Origin of the sequence: Frondihabitans sp. 4ASC-45, from assembly GCF_049472575.1 — a bacterium.
Classification (GTDB): Bacteria; Actinomycetota; Actinomycetes; order Actinomycetales; family Microbacteriaceae; genus Frondihabitans.
Map to the genome: position 1 here is coordinate 644,008 of NZ_JBCEBN010000001.1, position 26,231 is coordinate 670,238.

20 protein-coding genes, 2 tRNA genes and 1 pseudogene are annotated in these 26,231 nt (G+C 68.2%); 8 read left to right on the plus strand and 15 right to left on the minus strand.

Annotated elements, in window-relative coordinates; all coding sequences use genetic code 11:
- Positions 1–64: 64 nt before the first annotated feature.
- Complete coding sequence (locus tag VH571_RS03005) at positions 65–619, minus strand: MarR family winged helix-turn-helix transcriptional regulator (protein WP_423263248.1); 555 nt, start codon at positions 617–619, stop codon at positions 65–67.
- A 20-nt stretch (positions 620–639) separates the two neighbouring features.
- On the opposite strand from VH571_RS03005, the gene VH571_RS03010 reads away from it, so the two are divergent.
- Positions 640–1,167 (plus strand): phenolic acid decarboxylase, encoded by a 528-nt coding sequence (locus VH571_RS03010; RefSeq protein WP_423263249.1) that lies wholly within the window; start codon positions 640–642, stop codon positions 1,165–1,167.
- A 1-nt stretch (position 1,168) separates the two neighbouring features.
- Positions 1,169–1,951 carry an alpha/beta hydrolase gene (locus VH571_RS03015; protein ID WP_423263250.1) on the plus strand — a complete coding sequence of 261 codons (783 nt, stop codon included), beginning with the start codon at positions 1,169–1,171 and terminating at the stop codon, positions 1,949–1,951.
- 25 nt (positions 1,952–1,976) lie between these two features.
- Here the strand turns inward: VH571_RS03015 and VH571_RS03020 are convergent, their stop codons facing one another.
- A complete protein-coding gene (locus VH571_RS03020; protein WP_423263251.1) occupies positions 1,977–2,933 on the minus strand; it encodes a nuclear transport factor 2 family protein in 957 nt (318 codons plus the stop codon).
- A gap of 145 nt (positions 2,934–3,078) precedes the next feature.
- On the opposite strand from VH571_RS03020, the gene VH571_RS03025 reads away from it, so the two are divergent.
- Entirely contained in the window at positions 3,079–3,507 is a 429-nt protein-coding gene (locus tag VH571_RS03025; protein ID WP_423263252.1) for a winged helix-turn-helix transcriptional regulator, read from the plus strand.
- Positions 3,508–3,653: 146 nt separating this feature from the next.
- On the opposite strand, the gene VH571_RS03030 is transcribed toward VH571_RS03025, so the two are convergent.
- Positions 3,654–3,726 (minus strand) — tRNA-Arg (locus VH571_RS03030).
- Between the two features lie 203 nt (positions 3,727–3,929).
- Between VH571_RS03030 and VH571_RS03035 the strand changes: the two genes are divergently transcribed.
- A complete protein-coding gene (locus VH571_RS03035; protein ID WP_423263253.1) occupies positions 3,930–4,781 on the plus strand; it encodes a phosphatase PAP2 family protein in 852 nt (283 codons plus the stop codon).
- Positions 4,782–5,001: 220 nt separating this feature from the next.
- Here VH571_RS03035 and VH571_RS03040 read toward each other — a convergent pair whose 3' ends face one another.
- Positions 5,002–6,186, minus strand: coding sequence for a VIT1/CCC1 transporter family protein (locus VH571_RS03040; RefSeq protein WP_423263254.1), 1,185 nt, complete (start codon positions 6,184–6,186; stop codon positions 5,002–5,004).
- Between the two features lie 208 nt (positions 6,187–6,394).
- On the opposite strand from VH571_RS03040, the gene VH571_RS03045 reads away from it, so the two are divergent.
- Complete coding sequence (locus VH571_RS03045; protein WP_423263255.1) at positions 6,395–8,026, plus strand: LPXTG cell wall anchor domain-containing protein; 1,632 nt, start codon at positions 6,395–6,397, stop codon at positions 8,024–8,026.
- 205 nt (positions 8,027–8,231) lie between these two features.
- Entirely contained in the window at positions 8,232–9,068 is an 837-nt protein-coding gene (locus VH571_RS03050) for a DUF429 domain-containing protein (RefSeq protein ID WP_423263256.1), read from the plus strand.
- A 24-nt stretch (positions 9,069–9,092) separates the two neighbouring features.
- Here the strand turns inward: VH571_RS03050 and VH571_RS03055 are convergent, their stop codons facing one another.
- Both VH571_RS03055 and glgX read right to left on the minus strand, forming a co-directional pair.
- Positions 9,093–9,602 carry a GNAT family N-acetyltransferase gene (locus VH571_RS03055; protein ID WP_423263258.1) on the minus strand — a complete coding sequence of 170 codons (510 nt, stop codon included), beginning with the start codon at positions 9,600–9,602 and terminating at the stop codon, positions 9,093–9,095.
- A 186-nt stretch (positions 9,603–9,788) separates the two neighbouring features.
- On the minus strand, positions 9,789–11,834 hold the full coding sequence (gene glgX, locus VH571_RS03060; RefSeq protein WP_423263259.1) for a glycogen debranching protein GlgX: 2,046 nt from the start codon (positions 11,832–11,834) through the stop codon (positions 9,789–9,791).
- 315 nt (positions 11,835–12,149) lie between these two features.
- Here glgX and VH571_RS03065 point away from each other — a divergent pair, with 315 nt between their 5' ends.
- Entirely contained in the window at positions 12,150–13,346 is a 1,197-nt protein-coding gene (locus VH571_RS03065; RefSeq protein ID WP_423263261.1) for a glycosyltransferase, read from the plus strand.
- A 176-nt stretch (positions 13,347–13,522) separates the two neighbouring features.
- On the opposite strand, the gene cls is transcribed toward VH571_RS03065, so the two are convergent.
- From cls to VH571_RS03085, 4 genes are all read right to left on the minus strand, one after another.
- Complete coding sequence (gene cls / locus VH571_RS03070) at positions 13,523–14,986, minus strand: cardiolipin synthase (RefSeq protein ID WP_423263263.1); 1,464 nt, start codon at positions 14,984–14,986, stop codon at positions 13,523–13,525.
- A 194-nt stretch (positions 14,987–15,180) separates the two neighbouring features.
- Complete coding sequence (locus tag VH571_RS03075) at positions 15,181–16,869, minus strand: ABC-F family ATP-binding cassette domain-containing protein (RefSeq protein ID WP_423263265.1); 1,689 nt, start codon at positions 16,867–16,869, stop codon at positions 15,181–15,183.
- Positions 16,870–16,925: 56 nt separating this feature from the next.
- Positions 16,926–17,282: a ribbon-helix-helix protein, CopG family gene (locus VH571_RS03080; RefSeq protein WP_423263266.1), complete on the minus strand. Its 357-nt coding sequence runs from the start codon at positions 17,280–17,282 to the stop codon at positions 16,926–16,928.
- Positions 17,283–17,650: 368 nt separating this feature from the next.
- Positions 17,651–18,301 (minus strand): TetR-like C-terminal domain-containing protein, encoded by a 651-nt coding sequence (locus VH571_RS03085; protein WP_158613161.1) that lies wholly within the window; start codon positions 18,299–18,301, stop codon positions 17,651–17,653.
- 295 nt (positions 18,302–18,596) lie between these two features.
- Between VH571_RS03085 and VH571_RS03090 the strand changes: the two genes are divergently transcribed.
- On the plus strand, positions 18,597–19,484 hold the full coding sequence (locus VH571_RS03090) for an alpha/beta hydrolase (protein ID WP_423263267.1): 888 nt from the start codon (positions 18,597–18,599) through the stop codon (positions 19,482–19,484).
- Between the two features lie 126 nt (positions 19,485–19,610).
- Here the strand turns inward: VH571_RS03090 and VH571_RS03095 are convergent.
- The 5 genes and pseudogenes from VH571_RS03095 to VH571_RS03115 form a co-directional block, all read right to left on the minus strand.
- Positions 19,611–22,601, minus strand: a pseudogene (locus VH571_RS03095) (esterase-like activity of phytase family protein).
- Positions 22,602–22,763: 162 nt separating this feature from the next.
- Positions 22,764–23,141 (minus strand): PLD nuclease N-terminal domain-containing protein, encoded by a 378-nt coding sequence (locus VH571_RS03100; protein ID WP_084816042.1) that lies wholly within the window; start codon positions 23,139–23,141, stop codon positions 22,764–22,766.
- Between the two features lie 28 nt (positions 23,142–23,169).
- A complete protein-coding gene (locus VH571_RS03105) occupies positions 23,170–23,892 on the minus strand; it encodes an HAD family hydrolase (protein ID WP_423263268.1) in 723 nt (240 codons plus the stop codon).
- Positions 23,893–24,190: 298 nt separating this feature from the next.
- A tRNA-Ser gene (locus VH571_RS03110) sits at positions 24,191–24,280 on the minus strand.
- Between the two features lie 412 nt (positions 24,281–24,692).
- Complete coding sequence (locus VH571_RS03115) at positions 24,693–26,063, minus strand: LCP family protein (RefSeq protein ID WP_423263269.1); 1,371 nt, start codon at positions 26,061–26,063, stop codon at positions 24,693–24,695.
- Positions 26,064–26,231: the final 168 nt, after the last annotated feature.

Below are 26,231 nucleotides of genomic sequence, written 5' to 3' on the forward strand. Positions count from 1 at the left end.
TAGAACCCTCCCGACGCGACGACAAGGTCGACCGCCCACCCAGTTGGAGGGTGGCAGGGCCCCCCTAAGCGTTTCCCGGGCCGGACGGTGCGTTTACAGTCGCGTCTTCGCCCCGCTCCAGCGCCGTGCGGATGTGGCCGAGCAGGGGAAGGGCATCTCGGAGCGTGCCCTGTTCCGCCGGAGTCAGGTCGCGCAAAATGCTGGTGAGAAGACCTTCGGCCGCCGAGTCGTAGACGTGGAGTTGCTCCCGCGCAAGATCCGTCAGGCCCACTTTGGTGCTGCGGGCATCCGCTTCGTCTGCGCGTCGCGAGACCAGACCGCTCCTTTCCATGGCAACGACGAGGTTGCTGACCGTCGGGCGCGCGAGTCCCAATTGCCGCCCGAGCACTGTGGGGCTCACCCACTTGTCGGGGAAGAGCCGGCGGAGCACCTCGATCTGGGCGTCAGGAATCAAGGGCAGGCCGGCGAGGGCCCGGGAGCTGTTCAGAAGCGTCCGGCGGAATGGACCGATCTCGTCGCTGAGGCTCCGCGCGATCGCGCTCAGGCCCGTCGGGTCTCCGGAATCGTCCACGCAGAGAGAATACGCGACCACAACAAAATAGGTTTGTAACAAACGCATTTCTGGGTGATAGTGGATTTATGAGTATTCACACCAGCGTCGCCAACCCCACCCCCGAGCAGGGTCTGGACGCAATCATCGGCCACCGGTTCATCTACACCTACGCGAACGGATGGCAGTACGAGATGTACGTCAAAAACGCCACCACGATCGACTACAGGATCCACTCCGGCATGGTCGGCGGTCGGTGGGTCAAAGATCAGCAGGTGGACCTCGTCGGCCTCGGCCGCGGGGTGTTCAAGGTGTCGTGGAACGAGCCGACCGGCACCAGCGTGGTGGTGAACGTCGTACCGGAAGACAGGGTTCTGCACGGCACCATCTTCTTCCCGCACTGGGTCGAACTCGACGGGTCCAAGACAGTCCTTTTCCAGAACGACCACCTCGAGCAGATGCGACGGTTCCGTGACGAAGGCCCGACCTACCCGATCTACGTCGTGCCCGAGTTCGCGCACATCACCCTCTTCGAATTCGTCGGAATCGACGACGAGACCATCATCGACACGGCACCCGGAGACCTGCCGGACGGCTTCGCAGACAGGAGCAACTGAGATGGGCGCCCGTGATGCCGAGGTGGCCCCCCTCACGCTCGCGCACAATGGGCACGTCATCCGCGGCCACGAATTCCGCCCTCGCGAAACCACCGCCGACGCCCCGTCCGTCCTAATCGTCCACGGCTTCGGCGACTCCCACGTCGGCCCGCAGCGCCTCTTCGTCCAGGTCGCCCGACGCCTGGCAGACGCCGGCGCGGTCGTCCGCGCCTACGATCGCCTCGGGCAGGGCACAAGCGACGGCGACTTCGCAGACATCACCCTCCGCGACGAGATCGATCAGGTGATCGTCATGGTCCGCGCATTCGCCGACGACCGCTCCGCCCCGGTTCATCTGGTGGCACACAGTCTTGGCGCCGTCGAATCCGCCATCGTCGCAGCCCGGCTCCCCGACCTCGTGGCCAGCGTCACGCTCTGGTCACCCGCGGGCGTCGTGGTCGACGACATCACGGTGAAAAACGAGATCCAGGGGCAGTCGCTCGAGTCCGTTGCCGAGAACGGCGGTTTCGACTTCGGCGGCCTGTGGCTCGGGCAAGCATTCATCGACGATGTCCGGAATGACCTCGACGTCTACGCCGAGGCGGCAGGCTACAGCGGCGGCCCCGTCGAGGTACTCCACGGCACCGCCGACCAGATCGTGCCGCTCGAATACGGGCAGCGTTACGCGGAGCTCCTCCCCGGGGCCTCCTTCACCGCCATTCCGGGCGCCGACCACGCCTGGTCGTCACGGCAACTGCGCGAGCAGCTCCTCGAGCACCTGCTGCCCTTCCTGAAACTGTCCTAGGACGGCAGCCCGATGCACGCCGCGCTCAGCTGGTCGGAACCACATCCCAGTGCTCGCGGATCAGACCGGCGTCGACCCGAAACAGATCGGCCGCGAGCAGGGGATCGCCCGGCTTGGCCCCGACCGTCTGCGAGAAGGTCCACACGATATCGCCGTCGGAGAGCGAGATGACCGACTGCTGCGCCGGGAACTGCGCACCGCTGCCGAACAACTGCTTGAGCGCCGCAGTACCGTTCGGCGCCACGGGATTGTGCTGCAGGTAGGCCGGATCGAAAGAACGGTCGAGCACGGAGACGTCGTGGTCACGGAACAGCGTGTCGTACGCCGAGACGGCGAAGGTCCGGTTGCGCTCCTCCTGCCGCTCCGACGGCGCCTTGGTCGGCTTCGCGGGTCGGTAGAGGTCGCTGAACATCGTGTTCGTGTTGCCACTGGCGGGCGTGCCGGTGGCAATCGGCTGGTCAAGCGACCAGTGCTCGACGACCTTTCCGTGGCGCATCCGGAAGAGGTCGACGGCAGCCTCGCCCCGCCGTTCGTCTCGCGGGTCGGGAGCGATCTGCCAGTGCACCGCGACCAGGTCGCCGTCGGCTGCCAGGTGTTTGACGACGGCGTGCGCGCCGGGGACGCGCTTTCGGTCTGCGGCGAATTGTGCGAGGAGACCTTCCGACCCCGACGTCGCGCCGGTCCCGTGGCCGACTGCGCCGGGGGCCACGAGCGCGGCCGCAAGACGCCGAGCGCTCGAGCTAGAAGGATCCGCGAACCCCCGCGAGAGGAGAGCGCGGATGGCGCAGGCGTTTCGCCGCTCGGCCGGGGCGTCCTGCCGATCGCCGCTCGTTCCGCCGCGCGCGGAATCGAGGGAGGCTGCGCCGGACGAATGAGCCACGGCAGGCGCGGCAATCGCGGTTCCGGAGACGACCAGTCCGGAGAGGAGGGCGGCACCCGTAATCACGGCGGTGCCGTACGCGCGGAATCGGTGCTTGATCATGGACTCTTCCTTCTCTCGTGTGGCTCGGAGGGAGGGATCCGGTCTCGCTGGTTGGCAGCGGCCGCAGAACCCCGGGCCATCGCGACGACGATAGAGCGCGACACCTCCCCCGCGGAAGGTACGTACCTTTTCGTAAGCTACTGACATGGACGTTGGAAACACGGCATCGCGGGCATCGACCGAAGCAAAATTGCAGACTTTCGCGAGGTTCCCCGCGGCGTGTCCAAGTCGAGTCGTCCTCAGTCATGTCACGAGCCGCTGGGGCGTGCTCGTCCTGCTCGCCCTGGAGCCGGGAAGCATGCGATGGGGCGAACTGCGCCGCACCATCGAGGGAATCAGCGAGAAGATGCTCGCCTCCACACTCCGCACTCTCGAACAGGACGGCATCGTTCATCGCGCCGCCCAGGCGAGCATCCCGCCACGCGTCGACTACTCCCTGACCGAGACCGGGACCGAACTCGCCGCCCGGCTCCTTCCGCTGATGGACTGGATTCTCGACAACGCGGATGCGATCGTCGCCCGACCTACTGTCACCACACCGGCCACAGACCCAGGAAGTCAACTCCACCAGTAGGCGACCCGCGGCAGTGTCGGGAGAAAGGCGCTGTGGGGAGAGAAAAAGCAAGGGGGGAGGAAAAAGCGAAGCCCCACACTCCTTGGAATGCGGGGCTTTGCCTTACTGCTGTCTCAACTCAGTTCTACTGTGTCACTTAGACACTGTGCGCTCGAAGGGACTCGAACCCCCAACCTTCTGATCCGTAGTCAGATGCTCTATCCGTTGAGCTACGAGCGCGCATTACTTTCGGCCGAATGGCCAGAGGAAACATTACACGAGGCCTGCCCCCGACGCCAATCGAGTCGGCCAGGCGAGCCAGCGTGAGCGGCCGCGCCGTCGGATCCTTGCGTTTTACCTGAACGTGGGCGGTGCAGTTGCTCACCGAGCATTGGGGGTCCGGGCAGAGGCAGTTGTCAGGGGGCGTGCGATTGGATGAGACAGTGAACGCCACCACTCTGCCTGCCTCGACGACTGCCCGTCGCCCGGTTCCGGCTCGGTGGATGCTCACGAGCATCGGATCGGCCGTCGCCCTCGGTGGCGTCTACGCCGTCGCGGTACTGACGAAGCCCGGTCAAGAGATCGAAGACTCCATCCTTCGATCGGTTGATGGCGGCACGCTCCTCAAATCCGGTCGGGCGCTCGATGCGATCTCGATTCCGGCGATCCTCGTGGTCGTCGGCGTCGTCGTGCTCATCGCTTTCGTGCGCCGCCGGCCCGGAGCGGCCTTCCAGTCGGCGTCCCTGATCGTAGGATCCATCGCGACCGCCCAGATCATCAAAGCCATTGCACCGCGCCCCGAGCTCACCGAGTCGACCCTCAGCAACAGCTTTCCCAGCGGCCATGTCACGATCGCCGTGGCCGGTCTCTTGGCTCTCTCGACTGCATTCGGGCGTCACCTCCGGCCGCTCATCATGGTGGTCGGGACCGCCTTCGCCGCCCTCGTCGCCGAGCAGACCGTCGCCTACGGCTGGCACCGCGTCAGCGACGTCTGCGGGGCATGCGCGGTTGCTCTGCTGTGGCTCGGCATCGTGCGGAGCGCCGCGGCCGTCTGGTCGCGCGACCGCCGCGACACCGTGGGCAAGAAGGCGCACGGCTTCACCTCGGCCGTTCTCGGGCTGGCACTCGTCGCGACACTGGCTGCCGCCGGCGCGATCTTCTCGATCGGCATCGGTGCCGACATGACTGTCACCATGTCGACCGGGCCAGGAGTGCTCGTCGGGGCGCGGCTGCTCTCGGCCGGCGTCGTCATCGCGACCGCCTGGCTGGCCTGGAAGCTCGATCGGTCGGTGTAGGTCGCTGGTGCTCTGGTCTGCCGCCCTGCCGCCCTGCCGCTCTGCCGCCCTGCCGGCTCGCTGCCGGCACGGGCTCGCCGAGATCGCACTAGTGGTCGCCTCGACCCGACCGTTAGTGCGATCTCGGCACCCCGGGCCCCGCGAGATGGCCACAAGTACGTGAAACGCGACCCCGCGTCGTAGTTCGGGCCACCTCACGCGGGCGGCACGAGCGTGAGCCCTACGCGGCCCCGAACAGCAACCCGAGCGCGTACGTCACAGCGGCGGCCCCGTAGCCGATCGCGAGCTGCCGCAGCGCCCGGCGGAGCGGCGACGTTCCCGAGAGCAAGCCGACCACGGCGCCGGTGCCGAGCAGAGCCAGCCCGACGAGCACCGCCGCGACCACGATCACGGTGAGCCCGGATGCCCCGAAGAACAGCGGGATCAACGGGATGATCGCCCCCGACGCGAAGAAGCAGAAGCTCGACACCGCAGCGCCGAGTCCCGACCCGATGGCCTCGTGCTCATCGACAGGCGAGTCGGCGGACGCCCGCGGCGCAGAATCAGAAGCAGAAGCAGAAGCACCCCCGACAGACGGCGCCACGACGGGCGCAACCAGCACATCGACCCCAGGATCCGGCACAACCCCGATCGCCCCAGTCCGCACCTGCAGTGCGCCGAGCACGTCCCGCGCGTGCGCCTCCGCCTCCTCGGGAGCCATTCCCCGCGCCCGATATACGAGCGCGAGCTCGTTGGCATCGACGTCGAGGTCGGGCAGCACGTGCTCGGCTTCGGGGTCGGGCGTCGACGCCGCGAGGAGTTCGCGCTGCGAGCTCACCGACACGTACTCCCCGGCGCCCATCGACAGCGCACCGGCCAGGAGCCCCGAGAGCCCGGTCACGAGCACGACAGCGTGCGACGCCCCGCTCGCGGTGACCCCGAGGATCAACGCCAGGTTCGACACGAGCCCGTCGTTCGCTCCGAAGACCGCCGCACGAAACGTGCCCGACAGCCGCGATCGCCCCCGCTCGGCGAGACCGCGCACGACCTCGCCGTGGATGCGCTCGTCGGCTGCCATCGCCTCGGTCGCGTCGGCGTCGGTCGCATACGGCGACCGCGCCTCGGCGCTCTGCACGAGGGCGAGCACGAAGATCGAGCCGAAGCGCCGGGCGAGAAACCCGAGGATCCGAGTGCGCAAGTCCGTCCGCACGGACCGCCCCACGCGGTCCCCCAGCAGGTCGCGCCAATGCTGCTCGTGCCGCCCCTCGGCGTCGGCGAGCGCCAGCAGGATGTCGCGCTCCTCGCCGGTTCGGCGCGCGGCGAGGTCGCGGTAGACGGCACCCTCGGCCCGTTCGTCGGCGAGGTAACGGCGCCACCGCCGGAGATCTGCGGGGCTGGGTTCCCTCACGGGCGTGGTCGCGCTCATGGGGTCAGGGTAGCGGTGCGCGGGAGGGGTGGTGCGGGGCTCGGCAACGCGGATCCTCGAGTTTTTGCATTTCGTGCACCTTCTTGCCGAACGCCCAGCTTCGGTGTTACGTTGCCCGAGGCCCACCCGAACGGGCCCGCCTGTGGCCCTTCCATCTGGGGGGAGGACGACGACGCAACGACGCTCATCTCCACTGAAGGATCACTCTGTGAAATCTTTGTCTCGAGGCACGGCGTTCGCCGTTCCGACCGTTCTCGCCATGACGTTCGGTGGGCTGTTGCTCGCCGCGCCGGCCCATGCCGCTGACGCCTTCGCCGTCACGACGCCCGCTCCCGGTGCGACCGGAGTGGCGCAGACGTTCCCGAACGTCGTTCCGTTCGAAGGCACCGGCGCTCCCGCCGGCGACAACGTGACCGTCAGCTACCTCGACGCCAACGGCGCCAGCCACAACGCGACCTTCGGCGGCTCGACCGTCGATGCCGCGACGGGACAGTGGAGCGGCAACGAGAACTTCGCCCAGCTCAGCCCCGGCCAGACCGCCGTGGTGGCGACGGTCACCGCAGTCAACGCGGGCGGCACCGTCGACTTGACCACGACGACTTCGTTCGAGCTCGCCGTCGCGCCGAACTCGTTGACGCCGTTCACGGTCACGAAGCCAGTGTCGAACTCGACCACCCCGGTCGAGAGCACGACGCCGACCTTCGAGGGAGCCGGCCAGGCCGGTGACACCATCACGATCACCTACGGCGCCCGCGCCGCGAAGACCGGCGTCGCCGCGACCACAGTCGTGAAGACCGACAACACCTGGTCGACCACGACCGACTTCAGCCAGCTCGAGCCGGGCGCGACCGAGGGCAGCGCTCTCGTCAACGAGACCGACCCCGCCGGCAACCCCGTCCCCGGCGCCGACCAGAAGCGCATCAATTTCGTGTTCCCGTCGGCCCCCGCTGCCGCCGTGCCCGCGTCGATCGCCGTGACGCCGACCAAGACCAGCGTGCTCGAAGCCTCGACCACCGGCGTCGCCGTCTCGGCCGAGGGCTTCAGCCCCGACGAGCAGGTCGTCGTCGCCGTCACCGATGCCAAGGGCACCGTAATCCCCCTCGCCGGCGATCGCCCCGCTCAGACATTCGCCAGCGACACTGACGGCTCGTACGCCGACGTTCTGCGTCTGCCGGCCAACCTCGTGGGCGGCACCTACACGGTCACCATCGTCGGCGTCCGCAGCGGCGTCTCCGTCAAGTCGTCGTTCTACGCTCTCGGTGCCCCGACGATCACCTCTCCGACCAACGGCCAGAGGCTTGTCGGCTCGACGGTCACCTTCGCCGGAACCGGAACCCCAGGATCCGACATCGGCGTGATCGTCCTCACCACGAAGGCGTACAAGGCCGCTCTCGCCCAGGCGAAGGCCGCTGAAGCCAAGTCGTCCGCATCGGCTTCGCGTCTGGCCTCGCCGCGCGCCGGAACCACCGCGACGCCCGCCGACCCGACCGCTCGCATCATTGTCGGCGCGAACGGCCGCTGGAGCGTCACCCTCGCCGCCAAGCCCGGCGACTACACGGCCGTCGCGATCTCCGCGCTGCTCGACGCGAACGGCGACCCGGTCGTCGACGCCGCGGGCACCCCGGTCGCGGCCGGCCCGAGCGCTCCGGTCGAGTTCACGCTGACCGCTGCGGTCGTCGCGCCGGCCGCCGCTGGCACGGGCGTGGACGGCGACGGAACGACGACGCTGGCCTACACGGGCTCCGACACCGCGCCGCTCGCGATCGGTGGCAGCCTCGTGCTGCTCGTCGGCGCCGGCCTGCTGCTGGCGGCTCGCCGTCGCCGCTCGGTCGAGGTGTAGTCGGTCGCACTGACTGCCGGAGGGCCCGTCTCGCGCGTTCGCGCGGGGCGGGCCCTTTCTTCGTTGCGGAAGGGCTCGTCGCGCGCGGCACCCGCCGAGATCGCAGTTGCGGTCGGGTGCAGGCGACCCCTACTGCGATCTCGGCGACGCCGCAGCCGCATCCGCAGCACGCCCTGCGCCCACCGCCAGCGCCTACGCTCAACTGATGCTGTACGTAGGAGTCGACCTGGCCTGGGGCGAGGGCAGCGACGCCAAGCCGGCGAACGAGACCGGGCTGTGCGCACTCACCGCAGAAGGACGCATCGTGGCGGCCGGGTGGGAACGCGGTGTCGAGGGCGTGGTCCGGTGGATCCTCGGGGTTGTCGCAGAGGCAGAGGCAGCAACCGGCCCGGGCGTCGCCATCGCCGTCGACGCCCCGCTGGTCGTGCCGAACGCGGTCGGCATGCGCGAGTCCGAGAAGCAGGTCGGTCGCGCCTACGGCCGGTGGAAGGTGGCGGCCAACCCCACGAACCAGGCGCTCGGCTGGCTGGCCGGGGTGCGGCTTCGCGACGCTCTCGAGCAGGCAGGGTTCGTGGTGGTGTCGGGTGTGCCGGATCCTGAGCCTCGTGACCGCGTGATGTTCGAGTGCTATCCGTACACGACTCTCGTCGGGGTCGAAGAACTCGGCTACGACGTCGAACGCCCGCGCTACAAGCGGCTCGACAAGGCGCTGCCGGCCGCTGAAGCGAGGGCGGCGCGTGCTGTGGCGACAGACGAGCTGGTGCGCCGCATCGGGCTGCTCGATACGTTCGATCCGCCCCTCGAACTCGCGTCGCACCCGGTCACCAAGGCGTTACTCGACGAGCCGTCACCGCTCTCCGGCCCCGGGCACAAGCACCGCGAAGACCTGCTCGACGCAGCCTTGTGCGCCTGGACGGCTTCGATCTGGCACCGGCACGGGCTGTCGCGGGTGCAGGTGCTCGGGCGGGACGAACCGAAGGATCCCTCGGGCCGACCGGCAACGCTCGTCGCGCCGTGCCGCCCGTCGCAGCGTCTGCCGTAGCGTCGCGGCGCTCGGCCCTGGCAGCTACAGCGCCTTGATCATCTCGTTCTCGAAGCCGTGCGGCGCAAGCTCGTACGGCAGCTTCCGCCCCGTCTCGGTAAAGCCGCGCCCCGCGTAGTAGCGGATCGCCCGCGCGTTGTCTTCGTGCACGTGCAGCGCCATCGCATTCGCGTGCCCCTTCGCCCAGGCCTCCACCGCGTCGAGCAGCGCATCGGTCACTCCGGCGGCGCGGCCCCGATGCGACGGCGCCACGTAGACGCCGACGAGCAGCGGGAATCCCGTCTTGGGCAGGTAGCCGCCCATCGTTCCGACCCAGGATCCGGTCGACTCGTCGATGGCAGCGAACGACGCTGACCCCTCGTCCGTTCCTCGGCGACCCCGCAGGCGCCATTCGGCCTCGGGGTGGTTCTCGGCCGTCGCCAGGGTCTCGCCGAACGCGATCGGGGTGTCTCGGAGCATCTCGAGCCGCAGCGTCCGGACCTCGCGCCAATCGGCTTCGGTGACGGGGCGGATGGTGACGGTGGTGCTGGCCATGTGTTCAGCCTAGGCGGGGGCCGACGTACTCGACCCGCGCCCACCCCCTCGAACGGCACAAACCCGCCCGGCCGGCACAAACAGCCCGGCTAGGCGGGGTGTTCGTGCCGATCGAGCGGGTCTGTGCCGCTGTGGCGGGTGGGGCTAGGCGGGTCGGGCTGCGCGGGTCGAGCTGGGCGGGTCGGGCTAGGCCTTCGAGCGGAGAACCGTGAACGAGGCGTCGCGCACGATCAGAGTCGACACGGGCGAGGCCACGTGCTGCTCCGGGTCGCTCGACGACGCGAGCTCCCACTCGCCGAAGGGCGCCTCGGGCACGGTGAACTCGACACCGTTCTGCGCCGCGTTCATCAGCACGGCAAAGGAGTCGGCTCCCTCGTGCCCGAGCACGAACATGACCGCGCGGTTCTCCGGATCCTGCCAGTCGGCCTCTTCGAACGGACGAGCGTCGGCCCGCAGGATCTCAACGGTGCGGGGCGAGTCGCCGGGCGCGGTGCGGAACCACGACGGGCGCAGTGCCGGCGCCGACTGACGGAGCGCGATCAGCGACGTGGTGAACTCGAGCAGGTCGCGGTCGACGGCCTTCCAGTCGAACCACGAGATCTCGTCGTCCTGGCAGTAGGCGTTGTTGTTGCCACCCTGGGTGCGGCCCATCTCGTCGCCGCCGAGGATCATCGGCACACCGGCCGACAGCAGCAGCGTCGCAAGCAGGTTGCGCTGCTGACGACCACGCCACTCGAGCACGGCCGCGTCGTCGGTGTCGCCCTCGATGCCGCCGTTGAACGACGCGTTGTTGCTCTCGCCGTCGTTGTTGTCTTCACCGTTGGCCTCGTTGTGCTTCTCGGCGTACGAGGTGAGGTCGCGGAGCGTGAAGCCGTCGTGCGCGGTGACGAAGTTCACGCTCGACAGCGGCGAACGGCGGTCGCCCTCGTAGACATCGGGGCTACCCAGCACACGCTGCGTAAAGGTGCCGAGCACGTCGCCCGAGCCCCAGTACTCGCGGGTGTCGTCGCGGAACTTCCCGTTCCACTCCGACCAGTCGGCCGGGAATCCTCCGACCTGGTACCCCGCGGTGTCCCACGGCTCGGCGATGAGCTTGACCGGGGCGAGCACGGGATCCTGGTGGCACAGATCGAGGAACGCCGAGTGCTTCTCGGCGTCGCCGTCCTGGCGGGTGAGGGTCGTGGCGAGGTCGAAGCGGAAACCGTCGACGTGCATCTCGGTGACCCAGTAGCGAAGCGAGTCCATGATGAGGCGAAGGGCGGCCGGGTGCCCGACGTTGAGCGAGTTGCCGGTGCCCGTGGTGTCGAAGTAGCTTCCGCGGTCGTCTTCGACCAGACGGTAATACGAGGCGTTGTCGATGCCCTTGAACGACAGCGTCGGGCCCTGGTGGTTACCCTCGGCCGTGTGGTTGAACACCACGTCGAGGATCACCTCGAGGCCAGCGGCGTGGAACGCCTTGACCATGGCCTTGAACTCGGCGACCTGCTCGCCCGCCTGACCCGACGACGAGTACTCGTTGTGCGGCGCGAAGAATCCGATCGAGTTGTAGCCCCAGTAGTTGCGCAGCCCCTTCTCGGCGAGAGTGTCTTCCTGGGCGAACTGGTGGATCGGCAGCAGCTCGACGCTGGTGACCCCCAGGTCGACGAAGTGCTTGATGGCCGCGGGGTCGGCGAGACCCGCGTACGTACCCCGAATGCTCTCGGGAACCTCGGGGTGCTGCTTCGTGAAGCCCTTCACGTGCACCTCGTAGATGACGGTCTCGTCGAGCGGGACGCGCGGAGCCTTGTCGCCCTCCCAGTCGAACGACGCGTCGGTGACGATGCACTTCGGCATTGCCGATGCAGAGTCGTCGTCGTTGCGCGTGAACGGGTCGTCGAACTCGTGTGAGAACAGCGCCTGACCCCACTCGAAGCCACCCTCGATGGCCCGCGCGTGCGGGTCGAGCAGCAGCTTGGCCACGTCGTGGCGAAGACCGTTCGCAGGATCCCACTCACCGTCGACCCGCAGACCGTACCGGGTGCCCACTTCGATGCCGGGCACGAACGCGTGGAACACGTAGCCCGTGCGCTCATCGAGCTCGTGCCGCGTCTCGGAGCCGGCCGCGTCGGATCCTTCGCCCGCAGAATCGAAGGTGCAGAAGTAGATGGCGGTCGCGGTCTCGGAGTAGACGGCGACGGTGACGCCACCGTCGACGACGGAGACGCCGAGGGGATAAGGCTGTGAGAGGGTCATGCCTTTAGTTCTACGGGTAACGGCTGTGCATCGGAACGCCGGCTTGTCCCCCGAAATGCCCCCATTCCGAGGTACCTCCGACCCGATCGTGCCACTCTCGGGGCATGAGCAAAGACAGTTCCTTCTCGAGTGATGGCCCCGTACTCGCCGACACCGTGCCGATCGACCTCCACGAGCTCCGCGCACTGCTCGACGAGGGTGGCTCGGCGGCGCTCTGAGGTTCGGCTCTGCAGTCTTCTGTCGGGCTGCTCCGGGGTTGGCTAGTGCGGTCGCCCGCTGAGATCCCGCAGCGTCACCGAGCGATACGCTCATCTGATGCCTGACTCTCGGCCGGACGCCCTCCGCATCGCTCTCGTGTGTCTGCACACCTCGCCGGCGTCCGACCCCGGCATCGGAGACGCCGGCGGCATGAACGTCGTCGTGCGCAACCAGGCCGCAGCGCTCGGCGCACTCGGCCACCACGTCGACGTTCTCACACGCCGATCGTCGCCCGACCAGCCCGCCACTAGCGACCTCGGCGAGAACGTCGTCCTGCGGTTTCTCGACGCCGGGCCGCCCGAGCCCGTCGCGAAGGGCGTGCACGAGAACTTCATCGGTGAGTTCCAGCAGGCCATGGAGCCGTTCGGTCCCTACGACATAGTCCACTCGCACCACTGGTTTTCGGGCATGGCCGCCCTTCCCTTCGCGCGGGCGCGAGGCCTGGCGCACCTGCAGAGCTTCCACTCGATCGCCGCCGATCACTCGACGCCCCTCTCGGAGGGCGAACGGCCCGAATCGCCCGGTCGCCTCACCGGCGAGGCCTGGCTCGCGAAAGAATCCGACGGGGTCATCGCCATCAGCGCCGCCGAAGCCGAGACCGTCGTGCACCGGCTCGGGGCCGATGCCGAGAACGTGCACGTCGTCTCGCCCGGAGTCGACGCCACCGTGTTCCGACCGACCACGCCGGGCTCGGTTGCCCCCTCGCCCTACGTCGTCGCCGCCGGTCGCCTCGACCCGCTCAAGGGCTTCGACCTGGCCATCGCGGCGGTCGCGGCGATCCCCGAGAGCATTCGCCCCGACCTCGTGATCGCCGGCGAGGAGTCGGTCGACTACCGCAGCTATCCCGACGAGCTTCGCGCCCTCGCCGAGTCGCTCGGCGTCGCCGACCGGGTCCGGTTCGTCGGCCCGCAGTCGCGCTCGGCTCTCGCCGCACTCCTCCGAGAGGCACGAGTCGCCGTGGTGCCGTCGCACTCCGAGACGTACGGCCTCGTCGCCCTCGAGGCCGCTGCCAGCGGCACACCGGTCGTGGCGGCGGCCGCCGGAGGCCTGCGCGAAGCCGTCGTCGACGGGGTGACCGGGATCGTGCTGCGGTCGCGCGAACCGGCCGTGTGGGCAGACGCGATCGCGGGGATCCTCGGCGAACCGGTCTATGCCGCCGCCCTCTCGACCGCCGCCCGCGTGCGGGCCGCCGGGCTCAGCTGGGCGCACTCGGCCGACGGGCTCGTCGCCTGCTACCGGTCGCTCGCGCGGTAGCTCGCTTCGCTAACCGTTTCACGCATCGCTTACCGTTTTTTCGGTTAGTCGTGCGTAAAACGGTGAGCGACGCTGCTTGCCTTCCAACTAGTCGCGTTTCGCACGTTTAGTCGCGGTAAAGCGCGACTAAACGGGCGAAACGCGACTAAGCGCCAGCGGGCGGGCCGGAGCCAGCCCTACTGGACCGCGGCAGTGAGTCGGCAGACGTTGTCCAGGATCCTCGAGAGCAGGGGCCGGTCGAGCCACTCGACGAGCGAGAGCTCTCGAGACTGAGCCCGGTAGTCGTCTTGCACCCGCGCGAGCTCCGAGACGAAACGGCGGCCGCGGATCATCACCGACACCTCGAAGTCGAGGCTGAAGGAGCGCATGTCCATGTTGCTCGACCCGACGACGGCGACATCGGAGTCGACGGTGAAGTGCTTGGCGTGGAGCACGATCGGCTTGCGGTACAGGAAGATGCGCACGCCGGCGCGCAGCAGCGTCTCGTAGTACGAGCGCTGCGCGTGATAGACCATGAACTGGTCGCCGATTTCGCATGCGAACAGCTGCACCTCGACTCCGCGCTGGGCCGCCGTCGTGATCGCGTAGAGCATCGAGTCGTCGGGCACGAAGTAGGGGCTGACGATGACGAGGCGTTCTTGCGCGCCGTAGACGAGCGCGTTGAACAGGCGCAGGTTGTTCTCGCCCTCGAAGCCCGGGCCGGAGGGCACGATCTGGCAGTCGAGCGTGTCGGGCTCTTCCACGTTGTGGATCGGGTCGGCTTCGCGCTGCAGGAGTTCTTCGGTCTCGGCGAACCAGTCGGTGATGAAGATGGCGTTTACACCGGCGACCACGGGGCCTTCGAGCTTCAGCATGAGGTCTTTCCACCGAAGGTGGCGTCGCTTGTTGGAGGCCTTGTTGTAGTCGGGGTCGACGAGGTTCTGCGATCCCATGAAGCCGACGGTGCCGTCGATCACGACCACCTTGCGGTGGTTGCGGAGGTCGGGGCGGCGCCGGAGGACGGTTCGCGCGTTCACCGGCAACATCGCGCGGTTGGGGATGCCGGTGCGCTCGAGCCACGCGAGGGTGTCTTTCGAGGCGGGGTTTCGCATCGTCGTCCAGTGGTCGTACAGCACGCGGACGGTGACGCCCCGCTTGTGCGCGTCTTCCAGCGCCTTACAGAACTCGACCGTGGCCTTGTCGTAGGCGAAGAGGTAGAACTCGACGTGCACGTAGCGCTCTGCCTTGCCGACGGCATCGGTCATGGCGCGCATCGTGGTGCCGAAGTCGGCCAGGATGTGCGCGTCGTTGCCGCCGACGAGGGGCATGGCGCCGAGCTTGCGGTTCAGGTCGACGACGGAGCCGAACCAGCGCGGCCAGCTCTCCTCTTTCGTCACGAGGTCGAGGCCCGATGTCGTGTCGATGATGAAGCCGTTGATCTCGGCCTGCTTTTCACGGCGCCCCTTCGGCAGGAGGGTCGAGCCAAAGAGGTTGAGCGCCATGACGCCGGGGATCGGCGCCGCGAAGATCGCGAGCAACCAGGCCAGCGCAGTCGTGGGGCGACGGTTGCGCGGCACCTGCATCACCGAGGTCACGCGCAAGAAAAAGTTGATCCCGACGACGATCTTGGCGATGGTCTTACCGAGGCTCTTCCACGTCATGGTCTGAGGCTAGCGCGGCGCGCGGAGTCGACAGGCTCGTCTGGCCGCAAAGCGCACGGGGTCTGGCCTGGAAGCGACTGCAGTCGGACTGCGTCTGTCCATTTCCGAGCGATCCGGGGTCGCGGTCACACCCGTTACACCTGACAGCGCACTGTGGCGGCGGATCACTCTCGAATTGGCACCGGCACACACGCTCACGCCTCCGACACCCGCCCGGCCTCCACCCGCCACTGCCGGTCGAGCCGAACCGTCTCGAGCATGCGGCGGTCGTGCGTGACGAGCAACAGGGTGCCTTCGTACGTGTCGAGGGCCTGCTCCAGCTGCTCGATCGCGGCGAGGTCGAGATGGTTCGTCGGCTCGTCGAGCACGAGCACGTTCACGCCGCGCGCCTGGAGCAGGGCGAGGCCGGCGCGAGTCCGCTCGCCGGGTGACAGCTCGTCGACGGGACGCCCCACGTGGTCGGCTTTGAGGCCGAACTTCGCCAGGAGTGTGCGGACCTCCGCCTGGGTGACGTCGGGAACGAGACCCTCAAAGACGTCGGCCAGAGGGCGTGGGCCGGTGAACACGCTGCGTGCCTGGTCGATTTCGCCGACAGCGACGGAGGAGCCGAGTGACGCGGTGCCGGACGTGGGCTCCTGTGCGCCTAGCAGCGCGCGCAGCAGCGTCGACTTGCCGGCGCCGTTTGGCCCGGTGATGCCGATGCGATCGCCGCCGTTGATCTGGAGCGAGACCGGGCCGAGCGTGAAGTCGCCCTGGGTGAACGTCGCGTCGGAGAGCGTCGAGACGACCGCCGACGACCGCGGCGCCTGACCGATCGTGAATTCGAGCTGCCACTCTTTGCGGGGCTCGTCGACCTCGTCGAGGCGGGCGATTCGGCTCTCCATCTGGCGCACCTTCTGCGCCTGCTTCTCGCTCGACTCGGACGCCGCCTTGCGCCGGATCTTGTCGTTGTCGGGTGACTTCTTCATCGCGTTGCGGACACCCTGACTCGACCACTCGCGCTGCGTTCTCGCACGGCCGACGAGGTCGGCTTTCGTCGCCGCGAACTCGTCGTAGGCGTCGCGCTTGTGCTGACGGGCGATCTCACGCTCGTCGAGATAGGAGTCGTAGCCACCGCCGAACAGCCGGTTCGACGCCTGCGCGAGGTCGAGTTCGAGCACGCTCGTGACCGAGCGGGCGAGGAACTCGCGGTCGTGGCTGACCAGGACGACGCCACCGCGGAGCCCGCGCACGAACTCCTCCAGCCGGGCCAACCCGTCGAGGTCGAGATCGTTGGTGGGCTCGTCGAGCAGCACGATGTCGAAACGCGAGAGAAGGAGGGCCGCCAACCCCACCCGCGCCGCCTGCCCGCCTGAGAGCGACGTCATCAGGGAGTCGGTGGTGACAGTGGTCGACGTGCTGCTGCCACTGCCACTCCCGCTCCCACCGATCGCGAGGCCCAGCTCGGCCAGCACGACGGGAATGCGCTCGTCGAGGTCGGCGGCCCCTGATGCCAGCCAGCGGTCGAAGGCGGTCGAATAGGTGTCGGCTGCCGCGTCGGAAACCGCAGGATCCGCGAGCGCGACCGCAGCAGCATCCATCTCCGCTGTCGCCGCCGCGCATCCCGTCCGCCTGCCGATGTAGTCGGCCACAGTCTCGTGCGGAACCCGCTCGTGCTCTTGTGGCAACCAGCCGATGAACGCGTCGGCCGGCGCGAGAGACACCGTACCTGCGAGAGGTTGCTCGACGCCGCCGAGGAGCTTGAGCAGAGTCGACTTGCCGGCGCCGTTGACACCGACCACCCCGATCACATCGCCGGGAGCGACGGTCAGGTCGAGGGAGTCGAAGAGCGTGCGGGCGGCATAGCCTCCGGCCAGCCCCTTGGCGACGAGTGTTGCGGTCATGGATCTATCGTCCCATCCCGGGCGAGAACGCCGGGGCGGTTTTCCACAGGTGCGGGCTAGCTGACCAACTTGTGCTCGACGAGAAGTCGATGGATCGCTTCTCGAACCAGTTCGCTCTGACTCCGACCGCTCTCTTCTCCCAACCGGGTGAACGCGTCGAACTCAGCCTCGGAGATCCGCGCCCGGACAGTGGGGGACGCTCCTTTCGGCGCGGTGCCGACTCGCGGCCGGCCTGATCTACGCATCGCTTCTTCGAGCGCGCTTTCGCTGCCGTACTGCTTCAGCATCAGGGCCCGGCCTCGCCGGGCCGCCGCGGCGCCCGTCGCCGTGTCAGCCGCCGCAGGCGTGGGCATCGAGGGATCGGTGAGACGACTCGCGAGCGCATCGAATTCATTGTCGGTGACTTCAGGCATTGCCATGCTCCTCTCGGCGACGACGAAACTTGGGGCCGAGCTCCATCGCGTGAAACACGACGGCCTCGCGTCCGTCGTCGTAAACAGTGACCAAAATCTCGATTTATCGATCGGTGTGGGCGTGCGGATGACCCAGATACAGCCAGACTTCACCCTCGTCAAGACTCTCTCCCGGCAATCGCTCGGTATAGGTCGCGTTGACGAGAGCGAAGATCTGATCAGTGCGGGGTATGCCGTGTTTGTCTGCAGAGTTCATCCAACGGGGTGCCATGCCGTGCACCTTAAATTGTAGCCGCTAATGACCGCTACGAATTTCCACAGGGGCGCCACAACCACCGAGCGGGGTTACAAGAAAGCGGACGGCCGCGTCAGCGACGCACGTGCAGCGGAATCCCCGCCGCGACGTCGCGCGCATCCGCCTCGGCGTCGCGCCCGATGCCGAGGATCGGCTCCACCACGCTGTCGATCACACGTGCGACGAACGCCTCGTCGAGCGGCAACTCGCGCTGGGCGGCGTGCTCGACGGCGAGCGCGTGCACGGCACGGGTGACGAACGCTGCGTCGTACCGCACCGGTTCTGCCTCGCCGCGCGCCACCCCGCGTCGCACGACCACGGTCAACGAGCGGGTGCGCTCGGTGTGGGTCGCCGCGTCGTAGGCACGCCAGATGTCGGGATCGCGCGAGATCGCGGCGATGACGTGGCGGAACTCGGCTGGCGGGTAGCCGATCGGGCTCACCCAGGTGCGCACGAGGGCTTCGAGGTCGGTGCGGAGTGCGCCCGTGTTCGGGATCGTCGTGTCGACATCGAACGCCGCCACCGCGTCTCGGACCAGCGACCGCTTGTCGTCCCATCGCCGGAAGATGGTCGCCTTGCTCGCCCCGGCCCGCTCGGCAACCCGGTTCATGGTCAGAGCGTCGATGCCGATTTCGGCGATCAGCTCTTGCGTCACACGCAGCAGCCGCTCTTCGACGAGCGGGTCGCGAGGCCGACCGACCTTGCGCGCTCCTCCGGATTCCACGGTCCAAAGCCTAGACCGCAGCCCCGGCACGCCAGAGACCAAAGGATCCGGCGGCCCCGTTCCCCAGACAACCCCAAGGCCGCACCGACCGAACTCGCCCCGGCCCGCGGCTCGGCCCGCCTCGTGAGTCGACCTTGCGAGGCCGGTGCCTACGTGCTCCCGGCGAATCGCGATCGCCTGCCTCTGGCGTTCTCGGTGGTGGCGCGCAAGGGGGTGTGATGAGGGGCCGGAGGGACGGCTGGTTTCGTCCTGGCGGATGACGTTCGGGCCGGATCCTGATCGATAGCGTCAAGACGTGGGAATCACCAGGAGAACGCTGCTCGTCGGCGCAGGATCAGCCGCCGCGCTCGTGGTTGCCAGTGGAGCTGCAGTCGAGGAACGACTTCTGCCCGGGCGGTCGACGTTGCACCGGGTGCTCGGATTGAACGGTCAGCCGGGAGCCGTGCCGGCAGTCGAGACAGGCCAGCTCGTCAGCGGCTCGTTCCAGTCGCAGGCTCGTCTCGGGCGGGAAGTCGGCTGGTCGGTGGCGTATCCCCCGGGCTCGTCGGCGAGCGCGGAGCTGCCCGTTACCATCGTGCTTCACGGATACAGCGGCACTCACGCGAACGCGTTCGGGGCCGGCCATCTCGGGCTCGACCGCTTTCTGGCCGCTCATGTCGATGGCGGCGGGCGCCCGTTTGCACTCGCCTCGATCGACGGCGGCAACACGTACTGGCACCGACGCTCGACCGGCGAGGACGCCGGAGCGATGGTGGTCGGCGAGTTCCTGCCCCTGCTCGCCGCCCGCGGTCTGGACGTGTCGCGGATCGGACTTCTCGGCTGGTCGATGGGAGCCTTCGGCGCGCTCCTCCTCGGGTCGCAGCTCGGTCGGACGAGGGTCGCCGCGATCGCCGCGGACAGCCCGGCTATCTGGCATGAGGCGTCGCAGGCCGCCTCGATCGCGTTCGACGGTGCAGCGGATTTCGCGGCGCACACCGTGTTCGGCCGCCAGTCGTCGCTCGACGGGATCGCCGTGCGTGTGGACTGCGGAACGGGCGACGGCTTCTTTCCGGCCGCGCGCGATTACGTGGCCGGGTTCGCGTCGCCTCCTGCCGGCGGCTTCGAGCCGGGTGGGCACGATCTCGACTATTGGCGGCGCATGGCTCCCGCCCAGATCGCTCACCTCGCCCACCACCTCCCCTAGCCGCGCGAGGAGGCTCGAGGCACCCCCGGCTGGCCAGACAACCCCCGGATGCCAGGCTCATTCTGGCCATCCGGGGGTGCGTCACGGCCGTGCGCGGGCACCGGGCACCGGCACCGGCACCGGCACCTAGCGGGGCAGCTTGATCAGGGTGTTCAGCACCCGCGTCGTCTGCAGCGGCCCGAAGTTGTCGTCGCTGATGAGGCTGATCTTGATGGTGCCGCCGGGGCCGCGACCGGTCAGCGCCATGCCCTCGTAGTTGTCGAGCAGCGGATTGGCCTGTGACTCAAGCGCCGTTGCACCCAACGTCGGCCCCTTGACGAGATCCGCCACGAGCGTCTTCGACAGGACCGCCGAGGCAGGCGCCGTCGACAGGTTCGCCACCCGGCTCACATCGGTCGCCCGCGCAAGCCCCGACACCGCGTAGAGCTTCACCGCATTGCCGCTGTCAGCCGCGAACGAGGCCTCCTCGACGACCAGGCGGTCGTCGTCGACGGCGACGATCTCGGGAATCCTCTGGCCCGCGCCAGCGCGGTAGCCGACCTGCTTCGCCAGAGACCAGGATCCATGGCTGCCCGCCTTGTACACCAGCAACCGGTGCGATCGGGTGTCGCCGTTCGCCGACACGTCGCCCGACAGCGCACCCTCCATTGCGGCCACGATCGTGCGCCCCTAGGGCGAGATGCTCAGTCCCTCGAGGGTGGCGTTCGAGGTCGCCTCTCCGGCGACGGCGGCACCGGACAGTCCGGCACCGCTGAGGGTCGTCCCCGTCACGGCGAAGCGCCCAGGCACCCGAAGCTGTGATTTCTGGACTCCATCACGGCCGAAGATTCGGATGGAGGGCTCGGTCTCGGAGCTGACGAGGTAGTCACCGTTCGGCAGCACCGCGAGGCCCTCGTTGTCGGCGGTCAGCCCCGTGTACGGGTCGCCGGTCGGAGTCTTGAGCACCAGAGGGGCTCGAACGACGGCGGGCTTTGCGAGGTTCCGCCCGATGAACCAGATGCGCGACGGGTCGGAGGCGTGGTTGTCGACGGCCGAGATCCACGACTTCGAGCGCGGGTCGTACGCCAGCGACGACAGCCCGCCCACGGTCGCGCCCTGGTAGTCGAGCTTGTCGAGCGAGTCGGAGTACCCCGTCGCGACGCCCTTCGGCGGAATGACGGCCGACTGCGGCTTCGGGGTACCGAAGAGTCGAACGACCTGCGGGTCGTGGTCGCTCACCTGGTCGGCGTACTCCGAGTTGGTGTGGATCACTTCGTACTGCGGGATGCCGACGCCCTTGCTGACCAGGATGTGGTCGAGCACCTCGCTGACACCCTGGTAGTCGTAGGTGTACTGCTCGTTGGCGGGCAGTGTGGTGATGAGGTCGGTCAGCGCAGTCTTGCCGTCGGCCTGGCCCGTCAGGGTCTTCATCGCCGGGCTGAACTGGTAGTCGTTCAGATCGCCGGCAACCACGACCGCGGCGCGCTTGTCGCGGGCGAGCACGGCGTCGACGAAGGAGTTCACCTCAGCGGCCTGGGCCTTGCGCTGCACCGCCGATGACTGCTCGGGGTATTGGAACCGCCCGTCTTGGCTCTGGTCGCCGCCTTTCGAGGCGAAGTGGTTGCCGACGACGAACACGCTCTTGCCCCGGAAGGTGAACTGCCCGACGAGCGGCTTGCGGCTCGACTTCCAGGCCGCGCTTCCCGGGTCGATGCGCCCCGGTGAGAAGGAGAGGCCGGGCTTGCCGTGCGTGCTCGTCACCGCTGTCGCCGTCGTCGCACGGTCGACGCCGCGTCGGCCGGAATCGACGAAGCTGACCCGCTTCGGGTTGAAGAGGAACACGATACGAATGTTGCCGCCCGGCTGCCCGCCGTCGGCGTCGTTCACGGGGTCGATCGAGCGGGTCGAATAGGCCGGGCCGCCAGCTGCCGTGATCGCGGCGGTGAGCTTGGCCAGGGTCTGGTCGGACGCCACTGTGCCGTCGTCGGTTGCTCCGGTGTTGTCTTGCACTTCTTCGACCGTGACGATGTCGGGCGAGGCGAGGTTCGTGACGATGCCCTTGCCGAGCGCGGCGTACTTCGCTGCGGAGTCGGTGGGGGTGAGGTTCTCGACGTTGTAGGTCGCGATCGACAGCTGGTCGCTCTTCGGCTTCGAGGCGACGCTCGGCTTCAGGTTCGCCGAAGCGACCGGGCCGAGGGTCGTGGCCGCGATGAGGTATCCGCCGTACTGGGAGTAGTCGATCGGCCCGACGGTCTCGCCGGTGAAGACGTCGCCGACGCTCACACCCGGGTTGCTGCCGTCGGTCGGGACGACCTCGAGTCGGCCGGAGGGCGTCGCGTTCTCGGCCGTGAGCAGCGCACCGCCGCGCTTCGAGCGCAGTTGATCGGGCTTGGTGGTGATGTACTGCTCCCCGTAGGCGTCGGACGGACCGATGACGCGGGCGTCGTCGACCCGGACCCGCATTCCCTCGACCGACTCGTAGTAGTCGAGGGCGGAGCGCGACGGCGTCAGCGCCGTCGTCTCGATGTTCGCCCCGCCGAGGTCGGGCGCGTAGGTGGCGGGGACGGTCGTCGGCGTGATGACGATCGGTGCCGGAAGCTCGTTGCCCGACGAGACGACAGTGGCCGTCGCCGAGGTGAGCTCGGTCACCGAGAGGTACGAGGTGGTGGCGAGCGTGGTGCCCGAGGCGATCGCGCGAAAGTCTTTCACGGTGGCCGAGACGAGGACCGAGTCGCCGACGCTGACCGTGGGGGCTTTGCCGGTGTACACGAACACGCCCTCGCTCGTGAGGGGATCAGCGTCTGGTGCGGGATCCTGCACCCAATAGCCCCTACTCGAACCGGTCGCCCTGATGGCCGTGACGACGCCGGGCACGTTGTCGACCTTCTGCCCGTCGAGAGGCGAGATCCAGGAGGCGCCCTGGATGTCGTGGATACGGACGCTGCCCGGCGAGGTGGCGGCCGATGCGGGATCGCCGCCGGGCGTCGCTCCGACGAGCACACCCCCGACGAGAGCCACCGCCCCGATCACCGCGCCGGCGACCGTTGACCCCTTGCGCGCCACATGACGCACCGAGCGACCGGGCTCGACCGGAGTCGCGCCGGCCATCGAATCGAAACCGACCTGTGGTTGTCGCATGACTCTCCCCTGAGAACCTCGAACGTGCTGGTTACAGACGATCAAAGCGCCTCGGGGTGAACCGCGGGTAGCCCCTCCACAGATTTCGTCCAAACTGGCCGAGCCGAGCGGCTGTGGAGGCGAGGATGGAGCCAGCGCCCGGTGGGGAGGTGGCGAGCGGGGCTAGGCCGGATCCTTGGGGTCGAGTTCGGCCTGGAGCTTCTGCAGCTTGGCCTGCTTCTCGTAGAACTCGATCTCGCGGTCGAGGTCGGCGAGCTGCTGCTCGGTCGTCGAAACCCGGTGGTGCCTCACGTCGACCGCGGTCGCGCCCGATCCGGGCGAGTGACGGCGCGCGTCGCCCAGCGGCACGTACTCGGGGCGCGGCCCGTAATCACGCCCCGCGACGAACCACGCGATGCTCCCGATCACGGGCAGCACGACCACCAGGAGGATCCAGATCAGCTTCGGCAGATGCTGCACCTGCGAGTCGGCACGCGTGATGATGTCGATGAGGGCGGCCGCGACCAGCAGAAAATAGAACGCGGAGAGCACGAGGTACATGCCGCTGATTCTATTGAACTGCTGAGAATCAGCTATCCCCCGAGCGGGTGAGAGCGGTTGTGGCCTCCGGGTGACGCGAGGGCAAGATCGCAAGTATCTCGGCGAGTTCCGTGACCGTCTCTCCAGACCACTCAGGATCCGCGGCACCGCCCTGATTGCCCGGGTGGTTGAGCCAGACAGCTCGCATGCCGAGGTCGGCCGCCCCGGGCAGCTCGGTGCTTCCGCCATCGCCGACATAGACGCACTGCTCCGGCGCCACCCCGAGGGCATCGGTTGCGACGCGATACAGCTCGGCGGCGGGTTTCTTAATGCCGTGCACCGCCGAGAACGCCGCCACGTCGAAGCGCTCGGCGAGGGCGCTCTCCGGCCAAATCAGCGCCGTTTCGATCGAGCAGTCGCTGACCAACCCGAGCGAATATCCACGGGCGCGAAGCTCGTCGAGCACGTCGAGGGCCCAGGTGTCGGCGAGCAGTCCGGCGGTCATCTCGGTGCGTCGCCCGGCGGCGCGAGTGAGGTCGTCAGCGCTCGGCGACCCGCCGAGCCTCGATGCGAGAGTGGCCAGGGTCTCTTCGAGAGTGCCGAGCTGACCGAGGGTGCGTGCGCGGAATGTCTCGCCGATGGCGGTTGCGAACGCGTCGGGGTCGACGCCGAGATCGCGGGCCACTTCGAGTGACACGTTGTCGCGGAGTTCGCGGGTGCCTCCCGGGGCGAGAGTGCCGAAGAGGTCGAAGAGTACGGCGCTGTATTCCATGCTCACATCTTGTCAGCCGCGCTGCCCCGTGTCGCCGCGTGACTGTCCCCTTTCTGCGAGTCCAGGGCCACCCACATCAGCACATCACGGACACCCGCCCACCGCGGCAAACGTGAATGCGGCGGGAGCGGCGAGGAGATAAGCGGCGCTGGCCGCACGTCCGCGGAGCGGACCCGACAAACACGCACAGCGCTGAAGGCGCGCAGCGCCGCGAGGCGCGCAGCGCCGCGAGGCGCCCGAAGAAACTGGCGCTGGCGAGAGGTATGGGTGCTTGCACCCTTACACGGAGAATCCAGTGCGGAGCCGGTGGGATTTGAACCCACGGTGCCCAAAAAGGGCACTCCACCTTAGCAGGGTGGTGCACTAGGCCGAACTATGCGACAGCTCCTTGACGCCCGCTTTGCGAACGCACGGCCTCTACTATACCGGGTGCCGAGTACGAACCGAGCCCATCGGATCCTCGGAGCCGTGTCCGCACTTATGCCCACAATTTTGCCCCCCGATTTGGGTGCGATTGTCCCCTTGTCCTCCTTTATGCGGACCCATAGAGTTTTGGTTACCAGCTGTTCACCCCGATGGTGAACCCCAAGGCCATGACCGCCCGAATCGGTCGAGGCCCACCAGAACGGCTGGTTCGCTCAGCAACGATGCTGTCGGCGCATAGCGCCCTGCGAGGCCGTTCACCCCTGATCTCGGCCTCGCAGGGTCTTCGCTCCCGCCTCCCCCGGGCGGTTGAGTGAGACACCGGGCCGCCCCGCGAGTTGGTTACTCGCGGGGCGGCCTTCTCTCGTGAACTCTGCCTAGAACTTGTAGGCCACCGAGCAGGTCTGGTCGGCTGCCGTCTGCCCGGTGAGGCCCGAGATCTCGGTCGCAGCCGGTGCTTTCGTCGCCGGTGTGGTGGGGGTGCTCGACGGCGTCGACGGAGCCGGTGGTGACGAGGATCCGGCCGCCCCGCCCGAGGAACCCGTCGACCCTGCGGCCCCCGACGACTCCGACCCGATGCCGGTGGAGCCCTTCGGAATCTTGAATTGCTTATCGGCTCTGATCGAGTCGAAGAGCAGCCCGGCCGTGGCGACATCGGGCTGGACCTTGCCGGCGTAGACACCGGTGCCGCCGGTCGACCCGGGGTACTGCACGAAGTTCACGTTGCCGAGCGGGAGGTCTTTGAGTGCCAGCCCGATCTCGATGAGCGTGCTCGGGTTTTTCAGGCTGTTGGAGAGGACCATGTTGCTCGTCGCGGCGCGGGCGAGCTTGTACAGCTTCGTCGGGCTCGACAGGGTGCCCGCCGACTTGATCGTGCGGAGCATCGACGAGAGGTAGACCTGCTGGCTCGAGATTCGGCCGAGGTCGGAGCCGTCGCCGATTCCGTGGCGGGTCCGGAGGAAGGCGAGCGCCTCGTCGCCCTGGAGGGTCGACGTACCGGCCGGGAGGTTAAGGTCGGTATAGGGGTCGGAGATCGGCTTGTTGACGCAGACCGGCACCCCGCCGATCGCGTTCGACATCTCGATGACGCCGTTGAACGAGATGAGCCCCGCGAAGGGGATGTCGAGGCCGGTGAGTCCCTTGACCGTCTGCACGACGCAGTTGAGCCCGCCGTACGAATAGGCGGAATTGATCGGCTGGGCGCTCATCGCGCTGTTCGTGCCGGTGCCGTCTTCTTTCTCGCAGGCGGGGATCGGTACGACGAGGTCGCGCGGGATGCTCACGGCCGTCGCGTTCGTGTGGTCGGCCGAGACGTGCAGCAGGATATTGACGTCGTTGAGGGTTGCGTCACGCTTGCCGAACTCCGCCGTGCTCTGCTTGGCGTCGTTGTCGGTGCCGACGATGAGGATGTTGAAGCCGCCCTCGTACGCTCCGATGCCGGTGCCCTGGAGCGCGGGCTCGGTCTCTTCGCCGGTGAGTGCGACGCCGTCGCCGATGTCGCTCTGGATCTGCTGGAGGGCGATCGCGCCGACCGAAACGCCGCTGACCAGGACGACGGCCGCGCCGACGGCGATCGTCTTGAGCACGAAGCCGGCCGGGCCGCGCCGGCGGAGGCGACCGTGACGGGCGAGGCCGTCGGTGGCAGCGGGGAGGCCCGGCGAGGCGGCGGCAGCCTGGCGGGCTGCGGCTTCTTCATGCGCTCGGCGAGCGGCACGACGGGGGCTCTCGGAGCGGTGGTTGTCGCTCACGGGGGTCCTTTCCTTCGGCGGCGGCGCGCTCCGGAGCCCAGAGGCTCTGATGCTGTGGCCGGACCCGAATCCGTACCGCAGAAGTCGCGCCGCTCGGTGGCGGCAAGGGTTGAGATTGTAGCGGGAGGGCCTGGCGTCCTGTCGAGCCCTCCAATCCAATTGGTCACC